16 protein-coding genes are annotated in these 16,185 nt (G+C 63.4%); 8 read left to right on the plus strand and 8 right to left on the minus strand.

Annotation, left to right across the window (positions count from 1 at the left end; translation table 11 throughout):
• Positions 1-301 precede the first annotated feature (301 nt).
• Complete coding sequence (locus tag E5S69_RS30320; RefSeq protein ID WP_081311600.1) at positions 302-2,035, minus strand: phage integrase family protein; 1,734 nt, start codon at positions 2,033-2,035, stop codon at positions 302-304.
• A 239-nt stretch (positions 2,036-2,274) separates the two neighbouring features.
• Between E5S69_RS30320 and E5S69_RS30325 the strand changes: the two genes are divergently transcribed.
• From E5S69_RS30325 to E5S69_RS30335, 3 genes are read left to right on the plus strand one after another with little or no spacing between them, the layout of a single operon-like run.
• Positions 2,275-3,234, plus strand: coding sequence for a chromate resistance protein ChrB domain-containing protein (locus E5S69_RS30325; RefSeq protein ID WP_053821819.1), 960 nt, complete (start codon positions 2,275-2,277; stop codon positions 3,232-3,234).
• Between the two features lie 22 nt (positions 3,235-3,256).
• On the plus strand, positions 3,257-4,447 hold the full coding sequence (locus E5S69_RS30330; protein ID WP_053821818.1) for a chromate transporter: 1,191 nt from the start codon (positions 3,257-3,259) through the stop codon (positions 4,445-4,447).
• Positions 4,448-4,494: 47 nt separating this feature from the next.
• Positions 4,495-4,953: a chromate resistance protein ChrB domain-containing protein gene (locus E5S69_RS30335; protein ID WP_115737187.1), complete on the plus strand. Its 459-nt coding sequence runs from the start codon at positions 4,495-4,497 to the stop codon at positions 4,951-4,953.
• A gap of 28 nt (positions 4,954-4,981) precedes the next feature.
• Here the strand turns inward: E5S69_RS30335 and E5S69_RS33035 are convergent, their stop codons facing one another.
• The 7 genes from E5S69_RS33035 to E5S69_RS30370 form a co-directional block, all read right to left on the minus strand.
• Positions 4,982-5,116: a YHYH domain-containing protein gene (locus E5S69_RS33035; protein ID WP_099047658.1), complete on the minus strand. Its 135-nt coding sequence runs from the start codon at positions 5,114-5,116 to the stop codon at positions 4,982-4,984.
• 105 nt (positions 5,117-5,221) lie between these two features.
• Positions 5,222-5,599, minus strand: a complete 378-nt coding sequence (locus tag E5S69_RS30345; protein ID WP_053821816.1) for a hypothetical protein — start codon at positions 5,597-5,599, stop codon at positions 5,222-5,224.
• Between the two features lie 51 nt (positions 5,600-5,650).
• On the minus strand, positions 5,651-8,755 hold the full coding sequence (locus E5S69_RS30350) for an efflux RND transporter permease subunit (RefSeq protein ID WP_053821815.1): 3,105 nt from the start codon (positions 8,753-8,755) through the stop codon (positions 5,651-5,653).
• A gap of 8 nt (positions 8,756-8,763) precedes the next feature.
• Positions 8,764-9,897 (minus strand): efflux RND transporter periplasmic adaptor subunit, encoded by a 1,134-nt coding sequence (locus E5S69_RS30355; RefSeq protein ID WP_053821814.1) that lies wholly within the window; start codon positions 9,895-9,897, stop codon positions 8,764-8,766.
• A gap of 11 nt (positions 9,898-9,908) precedes the next feature.
• Positions 9,909-10,463, minus strand: coding sequence for a hypothetical protein (locus E5S69_RS30360; RefSeq protein WP_053821813.1), 555 nt, complete (start codon positions 10,461-10,463; stop codon positions 9,909-9,911).
• Positions 10,460-11,680 carry a TolC family protein gene (locus E5S69_RS30365; protein WP_061959896.1) on the minus strand — a complete coding sequence of 407 codons (1,221 nt, stop codon included), beginning with the start codon at positions 11,678-11,680 and terminating at the stop codon, positions 10,460-10,462. Before E5S69_RS30365 ends, E5S69_RS30360 begins: the two co-directional genes overlap by 4 nt.
• A 98-nt stretch (positions 11,681-11,778) precedes the next feature.
• Complete coding sequence (locus tag E5S69_RS30370) at positions 11,779-12,132, minus strand: hypothetical protein (protein ID WP_053821811.1); 354 nt, start codon at positions 12,130-12,132, stop codon at positions 11,779-11,781.
• Positions 12,133-12,266: 134 nt separating this feature from the next.
• Between E5S69_RS30370 and E5S69_RS30375 the strand changes: the two genes are divergently transcribed.
• The 5 genes from E5S69_RS30375 (at position 12,267) to E5S69_RS30395 (ending at position 15,732) form a co-directional block, all read left to right on the plus strand.
• Positions 12,267-13,325, plus strand: coding sequence for a DMT family transporter (locus tag E5S69_RS30375; RefSeq protein WP_053821810.1), 1,059 nt, complete (start codon positions 12,267-12,269; stop codon positions 13,323-13,325).
• Between the two features lie 246 nt (positions 13,326-13,571).
• Positions 13,572-14,054 carry a hypothetical protein gene (locus E5S69_RS30380; RefSeq protein WP_053821809.1) on the plus strand — a complete coding sequence of 161 codons (483 nt, stop codon included), beginning with the start codon at positions 13,572-13,574 and terminating at the stop codon, positions 14,052-14,054.
• A gap of 489 nt (positions 14,055-14,543) precedes the next feature.
• On the plus strand, positions 14,544-15,098 hold the full coding sequence (locus E5S69_RS30385; RefSeq protein ID WP_147309056.1) for a hypothetical protein: 555 nt from the start codon (positions 14,544-14,546) through the stop codon (positions 15,096-15,098).
• Between the two features lie 179 nt (positions 15,099-15,277).
• The gene (locus tag E5S69_RS32730; RefSeq protein ID WP_197717929.1) at positions 15,278-15,466 is read left to right on the plus strand and encodes a YodC family protein; all 189 of its coding nucleotides are present in this window, start codon (positions 15,278-15,280) and stop codon (positions 15,464-15,466) included.
• Positions 15,466-15,732 carry a DUF6953 family protein gene (locus E5S69_RS30395; protein ID WP_061959895.1) on the plus strand — a complete coding sequence of 89 codons (267 nt, stop codon included), beginning with the start codon at positions 15,466-15,468 and terminating at the stop codon, positions 15,730-15,732. Before E5S69_RS32730 ends, E5S69_RS30395 begins: the two co-directional genes overlap by 1 nt.
• The last annotated feature ends 453 nt before the right edge of the window (positions 15,733-16,185 follow it).

The following is a 16,185-nucleotide window of genomic DNA, read 5'->3' on the forward strand; positions in this document are numbered from 1 at the left end:
AAGCAGACTCCGGATAGATTTAGGCAAGCCACAGATCATCGACCTCAACCTTGCAAAGATCGGGCTGACCATAGATTACAACTTTGCCGCTACATCTAAAATGCGCATAATGTATATTACGTTAAATGGGAAAAGGTATGAGCACGACTTTCAACGAAGGCGACCGTTAATTTGCAGAAGTTTGTTACCCGTTTTTGCATAAATTTGTTACCCGCCCCCTAGGCGCTCACCTTTCGGATGCTGGCAGTTCCGATGACGCCTTGTTCGTCCGTACAGCCCGCTGTGGACGCCCTTGCGGGTGTCATTTGGCCCCAAATGCCTCTCCGATCTGCCGGGCCCGTTTGACTTCATCGCTATGCAGATAGACCGACGTCGTCGACACGGACGCATGCCGCAGGTTGTCTCGAACGATGGTCAGTTCCGCGCCGCTTCCTAGCGCGTGTGTGGCGTGCGTATGGCGCATCCAGTGTGGACTGGCGCGGCGCAGCTTGTCCGCGGCCGCGGGATGGTCCGCACCAATGACATCCGCAGCCAGCTTGAAGAACCGCTTCACCACATGCCATAGCCGCGTGCTCGAGATGCCGATCTCGGGCTCGCCGCCCAGATCACCGACCAGGCGAACCTCGGGACGCCACAAACGCCGACTGATGGGCAGTCCGCGTTCCGTCAGGTAGCGCTCCACCGCCCGTCGCGCCAACGGGGGCATTGCCACGTTGCCGCTGCGGCCGCCCTTGCCGGTCAGCTTGAGCCATTCGTCGCCTTGCGCGTCGGTCCAGACATCCCCGAGCGTGGCTCCTACCAGCTCGCTGGGGCGTAGCCCGGTCGCATAGGCAAAATCCAGCACGAAGCGCAGGCGCTGCGCCGCGGCGGCCTCCCAGCCGTGGGACCATTCGAGCCCGTCAGCAATGGTCCGCACTAACTTCCATTCACCGTCGGTAAAGGCGCGCGAATTGTCCAGCGCCGCGGTGCGGCCGCCGCCGCGCACCTTGATGCCGGCGAAGGGATTGGCCAGCACGTAGCGTTGCTCGACCAGCCAGCGGAACATCGCCCCAAGGATCGACAGCGCATGGGCGACCGAGCGTGCGGCCAGCGCACCGGTGAACGGCCGCCAGTCCGGCGACGAGCGCGGGCGTGGCGGCCCGACCCACCGCTCTCGCGGCATGGGCCGCCGCAGGAAGGTGCGGTAGGCCACGGCGTCTTCGGTGGTCAACGACGACAGCGGCCGCTGACGCTCGACGATGGCCCACAGCATCAGCCGTTCCGCTTCCTTGCGGTAGGTGCGATGAGTGGCCGGCGACTCGTGCAGTGCCAGCCAGGCCTGCACCGCCTCGTAGTCGTTGTCCGCGGTCAAGGTGCACGTCGCGCGCGGGGCGCGAAAGCGCCCTTCGGAGCCGTCGACCTGATGGGGCAAGCGTAGTTGCTCCCACGGCACGACGCTGCTGCGCCGCTCCTGCACGATCAGCGCGCGGGCCCGCTCGGTCAGCTCAGGATGCGCGGCGAAGAACGCCTCGATCTGTCTGGCACCGGTAGCGCCCAGCCCGGGGATGGTTGCCCACCAGCGTCGACGCCTGGGCACGCGCACCGTCAGCGCCGCCAGCGTCTCGATGCCGTGGGCGCGCAAGGCAGCGACGGCGCGAGCCGGCAGCCAGCGACTGATGTCGTCGGTGATCGCTGGCTGTGGCGTGGGCAGCGTGCGCAAGACCTCAATAGCACGGTCGGCCGCCCTGCCCTGCGCCACCCGCGCCGACGCCGGTATCTCGAACAACGCGGCCAGATCGTCGCGGCCGCGCTCGCGTGCCAGCGAGGCGAGCCGGCGGCGAATGCGGCCCAGCACGGCGCGCGAGGATTGGCCGCGCGCCCTCTCCTCTCCCAGGTATTGCGCCACGGCTTGCCGGGAGCTGAGGCCGGCATGCCAGGCACGCAGCGCGGCCAGGGAGGCGGCATCGGGGAATGCCGTGGAAGCATCGGCGGAGGCCGTATCCATACCCGTGCTGGCGGCAGATGCGGAGTTCGGTAGGGTCAGGCGCGATTTCATGGGCGCCAGTTTAGCGCACCGAAATGGCTATTATGATAAGCATACTGTGCCGTTCGTATTTTGGCGAGAATGGCTCGGAGCCCCGCTAGGCTCTACAAACCTTGACCGTCTTGTAGAACATTGATGACGCCCACCGGGGAACGTCTATCGAACTCGGCCATCGCAATGCGGCATTGGTAACGCCTGTAATGATCTCTACACAGTTGTAGAACACGCTACGAAGGCCTACGCTTGCAGCGATGACATACCTCGCTGCTCCCTGGCTCCTCCTTCTCGTTACGCTGCCCGCTGGCAGCACCACCGCTCGCATGCGGTTATGGCGCGCCGTGAATGCGCTTGGCTGCGCCACGCTGCGCGATGGCGCCTACTTGCTTCCTGCGTCCCCCGAACGCGCCGAGCGGCTGAACCTGTTGGCCACGGATGTGCGTCGTCACCAGGGAGAGGCTTGGCTCTTGGCTGTCAGCGCCGATGGGGAGCAGGAGCGCGCCTTTGCACTGTTGTTCGACCGCTCGCCGGACTACGCCCAGTTGCAGGCGGACATCGATCAAAGCGGCGCCGCTCTTGCGCAAAGCAATGCCGCCGAAGTCCGGCGCTTGCTTGACCGTTACCAACGCGCCATCAACGCCATTCGTGCCGTCGACTTTTTTCCCAACGACGCGTCCAACCGAGTGTCCGCGAGCTGGGACGCATTTCAGCGCGGGGCCGGTCGGGTTCTCTCGCCAGGTGAGCCGCACGCGGCGGACATGGGCATCGTTCCCAGGGATCCCGCCCAGTACCAGGGACGCCGCTGGGCAACACGGCGACATATTTGGATTGACCGCATCGCCTGCGCCTGGCTGATTCAGCGCTTCATTGATCCGCACGCGACATTCCTCTGGCTTGCTGATCCGCAGGCGTGTCCCGATGACGCGCTTGGATTCGATTTCGACGGTGCCGCTTTCACGCACGTGGGCCAGCGCGTCAGTTTCGAGGTGTTGTTGGCCAGCTTTGGGCTGGAGGAAGACCGCGCCCTTGCCCGCATCGCCGCGATCGTCCATGCCCTGGATGTCGGCGGGGACCCGCCCGCGGAGGCCGCCGGTCTCGAAGCGATGCTGTCAGGGCTGCGGCAGACCGCTCGGGACGACGACCAATTGCTCGCCGAAGGCATACCGGTTCTGAGCGCGTTGCATCGTCATTTCAGCACCCGGCCCAAGCGCTGATCTCTCACTTACCTATGCACCAATGAAAGCCGATCGCACTACCGTTCCGTCCCCCTCAGGGGGGTCTTACACCCTGTGGCAACTGGTGGCGTACATGCTGCGCCTGGGCACCCTGGGCTTTGGCGGCCCCGTGGCGTTGGCTGGCTATATGCATCGCGACCTTGTCGAGTCGCGCAACTGGTTCACCGAGGCCGACTACAAGGAAGGACTGGCCCTGGCCCAATTGGCGCCCGGCCCGCTGGCAGCACAGCTTGCCATCTATCTCGGTTTTGTCCACTACCGTATTGCCGGCGCGACCCTGGTCGGCATCGCCTTTGTGCTTCCGTCCTTCCTCATGGTGTTGGCGCTGGGTTGGGCATACGTGCGCTTTGGCGGCCTGACGTGGATGCAGTCGGTCTTCTACGGCGTGGGTGCCGCGGTGATCGGAATTATCGCGATCAGTGCGTACAAGCTGACGCGCAAGAGTGTTGGCGGTGACCCCTTGCTCTGGACCATCTATGCCGTCCTGGTCGCGGTCACCATCATCACGGAATCAGAGATCGCGTGGCTGTTCATTGCCGCCGGCGTCCTCGTGTGGTTCTGGCGCGCGCCGCCGAAGTGGTTCAAACAAGGTGGCATGCCGATCGCTGCTGCGTGGCAAATTGCGCCGGGCTCGGGAATTTTGACCAACTTCGATTTGCCGTTGCTGACGCAGATTGGGTTGTTCTTTGCCAAGGCTGGCGCCTTCGTCTTCGGCTCGGGCCTTGCCATCGTTCCGTTCCTGTACGGCGGCGTCGTGACCGAGCATCAATGGCTCAACGAAAAGCAGTTCGTCGATGCGGTAGCGGTGGCGATGATTACGCCGGGTCCCGTCGTCATCACGGTGGGCTTTATCGGCTATCTGGTGGCTGGGCTTCCCGGGGCCATCGTCGCTTCGTTGGCCACCTTCCTGCCGTGCTATCTGTTCACCGTGATTCCGGCGCCCTACTTCAAGAAGTACGGGAAGCTGCCTGCCATTGTCGCCTTCGTGGACGGCGTGACAGCCGCCGCAGTCGGGGCCATCACGGGCGCCGTCGTTGTGCTGGCTAAACGTTCCATTATCGATGCACCCACACTGGTGTTGGCGATCGTGACCGTGCTGCTGCTTTGGCGATTCAAGAAGTTGCCGGAACCGGCGATTGTCGCTGGCGCCGCGGCAGTGGGTCTCCTGGTGTATCCGCTGCTGCGGTCCTGAAACCCTGATGCGGGCGGCCAGGCACCCGTACCCATGAGGAGACGACCATGAAATGGGTCACCCGCGAAAGGCCAAAGATCGACCGCATTGCCTGTCCTTGGCTGATCGCCCGCTATATCGATGAGACGCCTGAGTTTTTGTATGTGCCGCCGGCCGACGTATTGGCTGTTGCACAAAGCACTGGCGCCGTTCCATATGATGTGCCCGATGTGGAGTTGTCGCATGTCGGCGACCATTGCAGCTTCGATGCCTTTCTCGATAAGTACGGATTAGCCGAGCCGGCCCTGCAGCAGCTTGCCGCCATCGTGCGTGGCGCGGACACATCGAGGCTGGACCTCACGCCACAGTCGGCGGGACTTTATGCCATCTCGCTCGGTTTATCGCGGCGCTTTGCCGACGATCACGAGATGCTTCGCCATGGCGTGGTTCTCTACGATGCGCTGTACGCCTGGTGCAGGGATTGCCAATCGGAGACGCACAACTGGCCACCAGCGCAACGCATCTGAACGCAGCAGCTGGCAGCCTGCTGCGAGATCAATGGCAATGTCGAATGCCAGTCTTGTGGTCCATATGGCAGCCATTTCGATCGGTGCCGCCGCTATGCGACCACGCCGCAGTAGACGCGAAACCGAGGACCGCAAAGATAAGAACAATGGCGCTGCGCAGCATGATGTCTCCGTCCGTCTAGTGTTGATTTGACGGTAAGGTAGCACCGAAGACGCATTTGGCCATCCCTTCGCAAGGAGGGATGGCCACCTCCTCAAGCGCGGAGGCTTACTTCACCGCGAACCTGACGGTTACGGTTTTGCCATCGGCAAAGGCGACATTTGCCACCACCTTCGCACCGGGAGCCACGGCGATTTGTTCGGCGCCCACCAGCACATTTCCTTCCGCGGGCTTGAGCGCCGTCTCGCTCTTCTTGCTGCCATTGAGCACCGTCAGCTTGCCGCTCGCGCCCGCGACCGACTTCTTCTGGTCATGGTCGTCCACGTACAGGCTGACGTTGCCGTCCTTTGCCACCAGTTCGAACTGCATATCGCTCGCCGTCTGCACGACGCCGCCGTACTGCGCCGGCTTAGCGCCGTGCGCCATCGCCGTGCCCGAGATCGAGATGCAGATTGCGGCCAGCGCCGCGGCAATGCGTTGGTTCATAGTCCACTCCAAAAAACAGTGGGCGGCTCGAGGGCGCCGCCCTGACCCATTTCAATAGGCGTGCGTGCCGGCTTGGCCGGCGAGTTCTTCGATGGATTCACGCCCGAACAGCCATACCGCCAGCGGCGTCAGCACGGTGTCCAGCAAGGTCGAGCTGACCAGCCCCCCGAAGATCACGACGGCCACCGGATGCAAGATCTCCTTGCCGGGCGCATCGGCCGCCACCAATAGCGGCGTCAGAGCGAATGCCGCCACGAGAGCGGTCATGAGCACCGGGGTCAGACGCTCCAGCGAGCCTCTGACGATCATCGGCATGCCGAACGACTCCCCTTCGAGCCGGCAAAGATTGATGTAATGGCTGACCTTGAGAATGCCATTGCGCGTCGCGATGCCGGTCAGCGTGATGAAACCGACCATCGATGCGACGGACAACGTCAGGCCCGCGGCCCACATCGCAATGACGCTGCCAATCAGCGCGAAAGGTATGTTGGCCATGATGATCAGCGTCAGCCGATGCGCGCGATATCGGGAATACAACACCAGGTAGATCAACGCCAATGACATGACGGCCAGGAGAGCAATCAGCTGCGTAGCCAGCTCCTGCGCCTGGAATTGCCCCTCGATGCTGACGAAGTACCCGCCCGGCAGACTGGACTGCGCGACCGCGCCCCGTACTCCGGCGATGATGCGGCCCATGTCGGAGCCGTCGGTATTGGCGTAGACGACGATTCGTCGCCGGCCATTTTCCCGGCCGATCTGATTGGGGCCATCGCCCTCTTCCACCGATGCGATGGCGGCCAGCGGCACGGGCCCGCGTGGCGACTGGATCATGATGCGCGCCAGATCCTGTGGCGTGCGCTGCGTTTCGGCCAGCCGCACAACGAGATCATGACGTCTCACGCCCTCGATAACCTGGGATGCCCGTGCGCCTTCGGAGAGCGTCTGCATGGCGCCCAGCGCATCGCCGGGCGTGATGCCATACTGCGCGGCCTTTCGATAATCCAGGCGCACGTTCACCTGTGGAATCAATACCTGTCTCTCGACCGTGATGTCGACCAGGCCGGGCACCTGCGCCAGGCGACCGCGGACGGATTCCGCCAAGCCCCGCAGGGTATCGAGGTCGTCGCCGTAGATCTTCAGGGCGATCTGCGCCCGCACGCCCGACAGCAGATGGTCCAGGCGATGAGAGATCGGCTGCCCGATGGCGACGGATGCAGGCAGCGAGGAGAGTTGTGCGCGGATGGCGGCCATGACTTCCTCGCGGCTGCGATCGGAACGCTTCAGGTCGACATCGATCTCGGACGAATGCACCCCTTCGGCATGCTCGTCGAGCTCCGCGCGGCCAGTACGGCGGCCCACCTGCGTGACTTCCGGTACCTGGCGAATCAGCGATTCGGCCAAGGCGCCCATGCGGTTCGCCTCCGTCAGCGATGTGCCCGGATTGAACATCAGGGACATGACCAGCGAGCCCTCGTTGAAAGCCGGCAGGAAGGCCCGCGGAAGCCACGGTATCGATGCCGCCGCGATAAGCGCGGCGATCCCGGCGCCAGCGAGAATGACCCGGGCACGCGGAAACGACCAGTTCAGCACGCGCGTATCGACCCGCTTGAGCCATCGCACCAAGGGACTATCGGGATGGTCCAGGCGCTTCATGCCGGGAAGCAGGTAGTAGGACAGCACCGGTGTGACGGTCATCGACACCAGCATCGACGCAAGGATGGACACGATATAGGCCACGCCCAATGGCGCGAACAACCGGCCCTCGATGCCTGGTAGCGCAAACAGCGGCACGAACACCAGGACGACGATCAACGTGGCATAGACGATGCCCGAGCGCACCTCCACGGACGCGCGCCAGATCGTCTCCAGTACCGCAGGCGCCTCCGTCATGGTCTTGCGCTGCTTGAGCCGGCGCAGGATGTTCTCCACATCGACCACCGCATCGTCGACCAATTCGCCAATGGCGATGGCCAAGCCCCCCAGCGTCATCACGTTGATCGACTGGCCCAACACGTGAAAGGCCAGCGCCGTCACGGCCAGGGACAGCGGAATGGCGATCAGAGAAATGGCGGTCGTGCGAGCACTGAGCAGGAAGGCAAAGAGGATGATCGCGACCATGATGGCGCCGTCGCGCAGTGCCTCAACCACATTACCGATGGAAGCCTCGATGAAATCCGCTTGCCGGAACAGCACGCGCGGCGCTTCCAGGCCCTTGGGCATGCCCTGCTTGAGCTCGGCCAGCGCCGCTTCCAGTTCGCGTGTCAGCTTGACGGTATCGGCGTCCGGTTGCTTTTGCACACTGACAATAACGGCCGGCTTGCCGTTGAACCCGGCGTCGCCGCGTTTGACCGCGGGGGCATGGCGCACACTGGCGACCTGCTGGAGCAGCACCGGGGCACCATCGCGATATGCGACGGCCAGCCCGCCGAGATCATCCAGGCGCGTCGTACGGCCCAGGTTGCGAATCAGATATTCCCGGCCGTTCAGGTCGATGAAGCCGCCACTGCTGTTGCTGGCGAAGTCCCGCAGCGCGTCGGACAACTGGCCGAGCGAGATACCGAACTGCGCCATCCGTGCAGTGTCCGGTTCAACCCGAAGCTGACGGACTTCGCCGCCAATGGGAATCACCTGTGATACGCCCGGCACCGACAGCAGCCGCGGGCGCAGAACGAAATCGGCGTACTCGCGTGCCACCATCGGGCTGACGCTCTGAGCGTCGATCGGCAAGGCGATGAGCATGATCTCGCCCATGATGGACGAAACCGGCCCCATGATGGGCGTCAGTCCACCGGGCAATTGTTCCCGCACCAGCGCCAGGCGCTCCGACACCAATTGCCGGTTGCGATAGACGTCGCTCCCCCAATCGAATTCGGCATAGACAATCGACAGTCCCACGCCGGAGACCGAACGCACTCGCGTCACGCCAGGCATGCCATTGAGCGCGGTTTCGATGGGAAAGGACACCAGCAACTCGACCTCCTGGGGCGCCATGCCGCCTGCCTCCGTGATCACCGTCACCAGGGGCTTGTTGAGGTCCGGAAACACATCCACGGGCGTACGCCAGGCCGTCATGGCCCCGAACGCCATCAAAATCGTAGCCAGGGCCAGCACCACCAGCCGGTTGCCGAGGCTGGCACGAACTATCCAGTTGAACATGCCCGCCCCTACCGAATCTGGTTGATCAACGAGGCACCGCTGACCACCACGCGGTTCTCGGGGGACAGACCGTCAACCACGACGACATTGCGCGCATCCAGGACACGTACCTGGACGGGCTGTGCGATAAAGCGCTGGGTCCCGGACTTGATCCAGACACTGGTCTCATTGTTCTGCCCGCGGACCACCGCTTCGCTTGGCAGCACAATTCCCTTCACCGTGTCGGTCAGGTGCGCAACGACGGTCACGGGTTGCCCGACCGCAAGAGGGAGCGACGTCTGGCCGGCAAGCCGGAACGTCAGCGGTACCGCGCCGTTGCGCAAGCTGCGGCCCGCGCCGACAAACTGCAACGCCCCGCCCTGCACGTTTGCCAGGGCTCCATCCCGGATCCGGCCAGCGAGCGAGGCGTCGGCGCTCTGGGCCTCCACCATCAAGCGGGTCGGGTCGACGATTTCATACAAGACGTCATCACTTGCGGCGACTTGACCTGCGACGACGTTGGCCGAGGCGACAATGCCGCTCGCCGGCGCGCGCAGCGCATCGGTCTGATGCAGGCTGGTTCCCACGGCGGCGCGCTGACCGGACAGGCTCTGGACTTCGGCGCGTGCAGCTTCGATGTCCTTGCGGGGGATGCTGTCCTGCAGCGACTCCAGCCGCTGCAGGCGCTGTTGCGCGAGCTTCAAATTCGCGCTCAGGTTTGCCAGTTGAGCTTGCTGATTGCCGATGTCGAAAGGTTCGTTCTTGTGCCGCAACACCGCCATGACGTCGCCCTTTCGCACACGCTGGCCCAGCACAGGGAATCCGCCCGGCGGCGCCTCAAGCCAGCCGGGGTGTCCGGCCTGCAAGCGGCCACCCGCGTTCGGGTCCATCACCACAGTCGCATTGAGCTCCAGCGACACAGGATGCTCGCCAGCTTGCGGCATGATGGTACGAATGGCCATCCGGCGCTGCGCCAGCTTGGGCACCTGCACGCTGCCATCAGGAAGCCGCGCGAGCCCGGCCGCTGCAGTTGGCGCGGGTCCGTCAAGATGCTCGCCGTCGGGACCATGGGCGCCCGGAGCGGCCCAGGCGGGAACGATGGCGCTGAATTGGGCCGCGGCGGCGGCCACCAGCAGCGCCCGGCAGAATGTCGTGTTTTTCATGTGATGTCGGCCTATCGGTTCATCGCGCCAGTCCGACGGCGATACCGGCGGATCATGACGAACAGCCCCAGTGCGAGGACCACTGCGATCGCAGCGCCGGCCCAGGGCTTCCAGGCAACGTGGTCGTGGCCGTGTTCGTCGCCACCAACGGTGATACGCCCCTCGATCAGATCGGATTCGGCGCCGGCAACCAGCGTAAAGACGAGCGCATGCTGCCCCGGTGCCTGCAGCGCCTTCAGCAGTGCCGCATCGGTGAAGGAAAAGTCCCCCAAATCGGCATGCAGCTTGGCCTGCGCCTTGATTTCCCCTAGCTCGACCTCTAGCGTGCCTGCTGTCACTGGCTCGTTGGTCGCATAGCGATCGACGAGTATGGATAACTCATCGTCGTAGAGCGTCCCGACTAGCTCGAACGCTTCGGTGTTTGCTTCGATGGTCGGCCTTGTGGTCCCGGCCGAAGTTGCGGCCGGGGCGTCAAGATGTTCGCCACTTGGGCCGTGCGCGCCGGGGGCTGCGTATCCAAGGCCGCATCCGAACAGCAGCACAAGCGCGATGAGGCAACGATTCATGGCAATACTCCCAGAGCCTGATTGAGATTGGCGATGGCAGCGCCGCGCCGCGCGCGCTGTCGCGCTGCGTCGGCTTCGGCTTCCAGCGCCTGGTTTTGTGCGCGCAATACCTCGGTCAGGCCGATTTCGCCTGCATCGAAGGTCTTGCGCAGGAGGACCGCGCGCTCGGCGAGCATCGCGCTGCGCTGCTCACTGAGCTTGAGCTGCTGCTCCACCAGCGTGAGAGCCTGTCGCGATGCCTCCGCTTCGGACTGCACCACGCGCTCCATGCGCTCCCGCTCCGCGCGTGCGGTCATGACTTCGGTCTGAGCGGCAGTTTCCCTTGGCAGATTGCGGGCGTCCGTCGCAAACGGAATCCGAATGAACACGCCCACGGTCTGGTCGGACGGCGCGCCGCCACCGGCCGCATCACGGCGATAGGAGACCCCTACCTCCGGAGCGTCCCGGCGGGACTTCTGCAGATACCCGAGTTGTCGTTGCGCGCGGAGCAGGCCTCCGGCGGCGGCTTCCAGCGATGGGTGGGCCGAGACGGCCTCGGGCATGGCAGGTCGCTCCTCGTAGCGCAGCGGCAGCGCGGAGGCACCGGTCAATTGGAACAGCCGTGTTGACAGTTCGGTCATCCGTGCCTGGCTGTCGGTCAACAACGCGCGCGTGGCGAGAAGATCCTGATCCGCTAGCAGCAGATCGGTCCGGGCAAGATCGCCGGCGGAAACCCGTCGTGCCACATCGTCGCGCAAAGATGTGGCGTTTAGCACGCGTCGGCGCAACACTTCCTGCTCGGCCGCAGCCGCCGCAAGCTGCCAGACCCGATCCCGCAATTCGCCGGCAACGGCCAGCCTGGCAAGTCTCGCTCTGGCATCCGCCTCCGCCAGCTGGGCGTCAGCGAGCTCGCCCCTCGCCGCTCGCTGACCCGGCAGCCAGATAGGCACGCCAAGCGCGACTTCGCTTTCTCGAACGCCCCGCCCGTCCGTGAACCGGTCCCCACGATGACGCAGGTCGGCGACGGGAGGTCCGGCGATCAGCGAATCCGCCTGAATACGACTTGCAGCGGCCTCCTGTCGCCGCCCCTCGGCCGTCTGGAGCGCGACCGAACGCTCCCATGCGACCTCGAACAGGGACTGCAGGTCCGCTGGCGCGGATCGCTCAGCGGGCGCTTGGGCGTATGTAAGGGGCGACAGCACGAGCGCTGCCACCAGAAGTAGAAATGATCTCTGCATGAAAAACCCCAACGCGAATGGCTTGAAGAAGCAATGCGACGGGGCGCGACCCGTAAAAAGGCGTCGCAGCAGACGAACAAACGAACGCTACCCCGTCGTCAGACAGGAGCGTGAGGTGGGCGTAATGGTGGTGTGCCGGTAGGATCCGGTATCACAGCGCCGTCAAACAGGGGCGTCTGGTAACGCGGCGGCAGGACGGGAAGCGAGTAAGCCAGGCTTACCGTTCCCAAGAGGTTCGAGGCGAGCTCGAAGTCCAACTGGTGTGACGCCGAGGCGCTGGAGTCGTCCTCGTGGATATCGCCATCGTCGTCATGATGATGCGGCACGTGCTCGGCGTGGACAACCATATGGTCCAGCACCGGGCCGGACGCATGCGCGAATTGCCGCTCCACTGCAGCGAGAGCCTGCAGCGGGAGCATCAGCATCAAAAGGATGGCAACAATTCGCGACATGCGCCGGATTCTACAGGAATATGCCGGCGTCATTGGCGCACCCCTGCCGCGTAAAGGGCCGCCCAATCACCTGGTCGCCTCAATTGTCGGATGCGCGCGACAATGCCATTCCGCTATGCCAACCGCAATACGCCATGTCACTACGCTTAGCATCCCCGGCGCTCGCTGCCGCGATACTTTTTGGAGCCAGCACTCCGCTGGCCAAGGCTTTGACCGGGGGAATATCGCCGCTGATGTTGGCGGGACTGCTTTACTTGGGCAGCGGAATCGGCCTGCTCATCGCAATTGGTGCCCGCCGACTCTTTGGTGCGCGTCAAAGCGCCGAAGGCGGCACGCTTGCCATTCCCCCCGCAGAGTGGCCGTGGCTGCTTGCCGCGATTATTGCCGGGGGCGTCGCCGGCCCGGCCCTATTGATGACGGGCCTGAACGAGACAAGCGCCGCGACCGCGTCGCTGCTGCTGAACGTTGAAGGAGTGTTGACCGCCGTGATTGCCTGGGTGGTCTTCAAGGAAAACGCCGATCGTCAGATCGTTCTAGGGATGGTCGCGATCGTGGCGGGCGGGCTCCTGCTCTCGTGGCAGCCGGGCGAAGTCAGATTCGCATCGGGGGCGATTCTGGTCGTGGCAGCGTGCCTTTGCTGGGCCGTCGACAACAACCTCACACGCAAGGTTTCCAACAACGACGCGCTGGTCATTGCCTGCCTGAAGGGACTGGTAGCCGGCGTCTGCAATACAAGCTTGGCATTTGCCACCGGCGCGGATCTGCCGCCGTTTGCGAGCACACTGGCTGCCATGGTCGTGGGCTTCGCGGGATACGGCGTCAGTCTCGCCCTGTTCGTCATAGCCTTGCGCTGGCTGGGCACTGCGCGGACCGGCGCCTATTTTTCGATTGCGCCGGTATTTGGCGTCGTCATATCGCTGGCGATATGGCCCGACGTGCCAGGCGTCACGTTCTGGCTTGCCGCAGCTTTGATGGCACTCGGCATCTGGTTGCACCTCCGGGAACGGCACGAGCATGAGCATACCCATGACCCGCTCGAGCACAGCCATGCCCACCGGCACGACGCGCACCATCAACATGAGCATGACTTTCCGTGGGAAGGGGCCGAACCGCACCGCCATTGGCATCGGCATGAGGTGCTGATCCATCGGCATCCGCATTATCCGGACACGCACCATAGGCACAGCCATTAGGACACGTTCGAACCCGCCGAAAAGTCGCTATGCGGCGCTGCGTGGATCAACGCCATATTGGCGCACGTGTGTGCGCCACCCCACAGAAGCGAACCGGCGCGGCTACATCGCGCCTGGGCCGCCTCGCCCAACCCGCACAGCCCCACTGTATGGGCGGATTCGGAACCAAGGTACCAGCCCACGGGGAACGGTGGGTGCAGCGTGACGGACCTGTAATACTATGGCTACCCTCACCGCTTAACTGGCATGACTAACTTCGTTTTCGCGCTGACGCCGGCGCAACAGGCTGCGGTGACGGCGCGCCGGATGGCGCTGCAGCTGTCCGCACGCCAAGCGAGGTTCTTGGCCGTGGCTGCTGACCCCGATGACCCGCTCGGCATTGTGCGCGTGTTAGGACTCGACATCTCGACGCTGCAACCCTTGGCACCGCGCCCCTGGCTCGACATGGCTGCCCGCACAGCTAGCGTCAGCTACCGCGGTTCTTTGCCGTCGGACGTGCTGGCCTCCATGCTGGCCGAAGGCCGCGTGGTGTCCGAGTGGTTCCCTCATCTCGGGCACCTGCTGGATGAGACGCCGCTTTCACTGCTGATTCTCGCCATCGAGCAGCTCGCTAACCAGCAACACCTCCCCTTCACAACGCTCTGGCGGAATCTCGGGCAACTAGCGCAGGCGTGTCAGTCCCATCGGCTCGCGGGCTGGCTGGAACTGTTCGCCGAGCATGACACCTGATCGCTGACGGCCTCGTCCAGTCAGCGCCGAAGTCGCTGTCGCACGGTAATTTGCAGCGGACCATCTTTGCCGCGCAATCGTTCGGGTAGCGCCCGTGCCACGACACCATGCGACAAATCGCCAGGCCGTATGTGCGCAGACCACTGACCCAGGTCACGCTCATTGAGGGTGAGAGACGCGTTAAACGCGGACATGGCCCGCCACACCAGTTGCCGAAGGCCACGCGCGCTATAGTGTGATGGTTGCGTAGCAGTCGCGACCATGTTGGTTCGTGGCGCGCGAACGCCCCGCAGATAACCCAACGCATAGCAGAGCGGGTCATCGCGATCGCGCCAGTGAGCGTGCAGCGCCGCAGATAGCCGCCGGCTCACCGGCACCGCCCGCTCGATTTCTGCACAGATTTGTTACAATTTTTAACTCGATGAGCCAGCCCTCTTTTCATTGTGAGCGGCAATGGGAAACCCCGACGAACTAAGCAGAGAAGACCTGTTGCTCCGCCTCATCGAGCGCTACGTCATGATTGGTGGCCGTTACTACCGTGACATACCGGCGGAACAACAGGCGCAATACCTACCCGACGTCTGCGAGAGCGAATCGTATCGATGTGAACGGTTGCGACAGCTGCTATATGAGCACGGCGCATTTCGAGGAGTGCCTTTCCGAAAGGGACCGATCGAGGTGATGGACGCCTTTATTGCTCAAGGTCCGCAGCGGCTTGCGGCAGAGCGCGAGAGACAGCGCGCCAGTGCCGAAGAAGACGAGCAAATGCGGAACCGACTTCTTGCACGGCAAAGAGAGCGGGAACCTGAGATTGACAGGACCGCAGACAAGCACCGCCGGCTGAGCTGGCTACCTTATGAGTCGGGGCCCGAAGGCCAGATTCTCGACCTCGTCAGTGCAAGCGTCAAGAAGTTGCACGCGGTCCAAATCGCCAAGCTGCTCGAGATGGAAGTAGCCGATGTCCTGGAAGGACTGGCGTCGCTGATCAGGTCAGAACGCATTATTGCGAGCGGCGACGGCACGTTTAAACTGGCAGACGAATAACCTGCCGGGGAGACACGCCCCTTCGCACGCTACCTGACAGACTGAAGATGTAACATGGCCGCCGTACATCCAAAGAACACTTTAAGTTGAACCGTTCAACGGAGTAACAATTTTCTGCAAAGTTTGTTCAACTAAATTTGTTACTAGGCAAGCGACAAGCAGCGTCACGCCGTCAGTGTGTGAGTAACAAAATTACGCAAAACAACGAAGGCGACATCGTCAAACTGAAATCTGGTGGCCCTGATATGACGATCAAGTCTGTTGAGGATAACGGGTACGTCAACTGCAACTGGTTCGCTGGAAGGAAGCGGGAGCAAGGCCGGTTCAAGGAGGCTCAAATTCTGCCCGTCGAGGCAGAGGCGCAGTGATGACTGCAAACGATGTCGCTCGCTGGATGCTTGAGCAGATGGGTCGAGATGGCTGCATCTACCAGGACGACGTGGTGGACCACCTTGTGAAGGCCAAGCGCGAGGATCTGTTGAAGGAAAATGCGGACGGCAATCAGGTCGTCGGCACAGAGGCGCTTACGGCCTTCCGCAAGCTGACTGAGGCGACCGTGGTTTGGGTCAAGCCAGATCGTTACTGGCGCTTTCGCGTGTCGGAGGACGAGCCGGGACGAGAAGCTCGGGGATAGTCGAGTCGCTCGCGGAGCTGTCCGAGCCCCCATGCTTCTGTGTGAGCGCAAGGCCGTCCCCACACCGGCAGCCGGCACTACGAGATCAAGCACGACGGCTATTGGATGCTCGCCGGCAATGGTTCGTGCAGGCGGCGGCCGTGATCAGGAAGGGCAACGATCTGGGGAGGGGTACGAAGCAGTAAGTGAGACTTTGCCGTGCGGCGCGCAGCTTCTTGCGATTGCCGCCGGCGGAGGACATGGATACGGAATCACCGGCACCTACGCGCTCGAGCGCGTCGCCCAAGATGCTTCTTATGACAAATAGCGTCACCGCGTGACGCCCCAGCCCACCCGTCGCGGTGGGCTTTTTTTTCGCCCGTGCCGCCGAGGCGCGAGCTGTGGCGGCCGCCGCCACAGGTTACGGCACGACTCGAATTGCTATCGCGTCACTACGATGTGTGCGTTGGAAAC

Origin of the sequence: Cupriavidus necator (assembly GCF_013141915.1) — a bacterium.
In the GTDB taxonomy this organism is placed as follows: Bacteria; Pseudomonadota; Gammaproteobacteria; order Burkholderiales; family Burkholderiaceae; genus Cupriavidus; species Cupriavidus necator_B.

Coding starts and splice junctions, on each gene's coding strand:
- E5S69_RS30345 (WP_053821816.1), bottom strand. CDS start 5,599: ATGAACCAACGCATTGCCGCGGCGCTGGCCGCAATCTGCATCTCGATC.
- E5S69_RS30350 (WP_053821815.1), bottom strand. CDS start 8,755: ATGTTCAACTGGATAGTTCGTGCCAGCCTCGGCAACCGGCTGGTGGTG.
- E5S69_RS30320 (WP_081311600.1), bottom strand. CDS start 2,035: ATGAAATCGCGCCTGACCCTACCGAACTCCGCATCTGCCGCCAGCACG.
- E5S69_RS30325 (WP_053821819.1), top strand. CDS start 2,275: ATGACATACCTCGCTGCTCCCTGGCTCCTCCTTCTCGTTACGCTGCCC.
- E5S69_RS30380 (WP_053821809.1), top strand. CDS start 13,572: ATGACTAACTTCGTTTTCGCGCTGACGCCGGCGCAACAGGCTGCGGTG.
- E5S69_RS30330 (WP_053821818.1), top strand. CDS start 3,257: ATGAAAGCCGATCGCACTACCGTTCCGTCCCCCTCAGGGGGGTCTTAC.
- E5S69_RS30370 (WP_053821811.1), bottom strand. CDS start 12,132: ATGTCGCGAATTGTTGCCATCCTTTTGATGCTGATGCTCCCGCTGCAG.
- E5S69_RS30395 (WP_061959895.1), top strand. CDS start 15,466: ATGACTGCAAACGATGTCGCTCGCTGGATGCTTGAGCAGATGGGTCGA.
- E5S69_RS30375 (WP_053821810.1), top strand. CDS start 12,267: ATGTCACTACGCTTAGCATCCCCGGCGCTCGCTGCCGCGATACTTTTT.
- E5S69_RS33035 (WP_099047658.1), bottom strand. CDS start 5,116: ATGCTGCGCAGCGCCATTGTTCTTATCTTTGCGGTCCTCGGTTTCGCG.
- E5S69_RS30360 (WP_053821813.1), bottom strand. CDS start 10,463: ATGAATCGTTGCCTCATCGCGCTTGTGCTGCTGTTCGGATGCGGCCTT.
- E5S69_RS30365 (WP_061959896.1), bottom strand. CDS start 11,680: ATGCAGAGATCATTTCTACTTCTGGTGGCAGCGCTCGTGCTGTCGCCC.
- E5S69_RS30355 (WP_053821814.1), bottom strand. CDS start 9,897: ATGAAAAACACGACATTCTGCCGGGCGCTGCTGGTGGCCGCCGCCGCG.
- E5S69_RS30335 (WP_115737187.1), top strand. CDS start 4,495: ATGAAATGGGTCACCCGCGAAAGGCCAAAGATCGACCGCATTGCCTGT.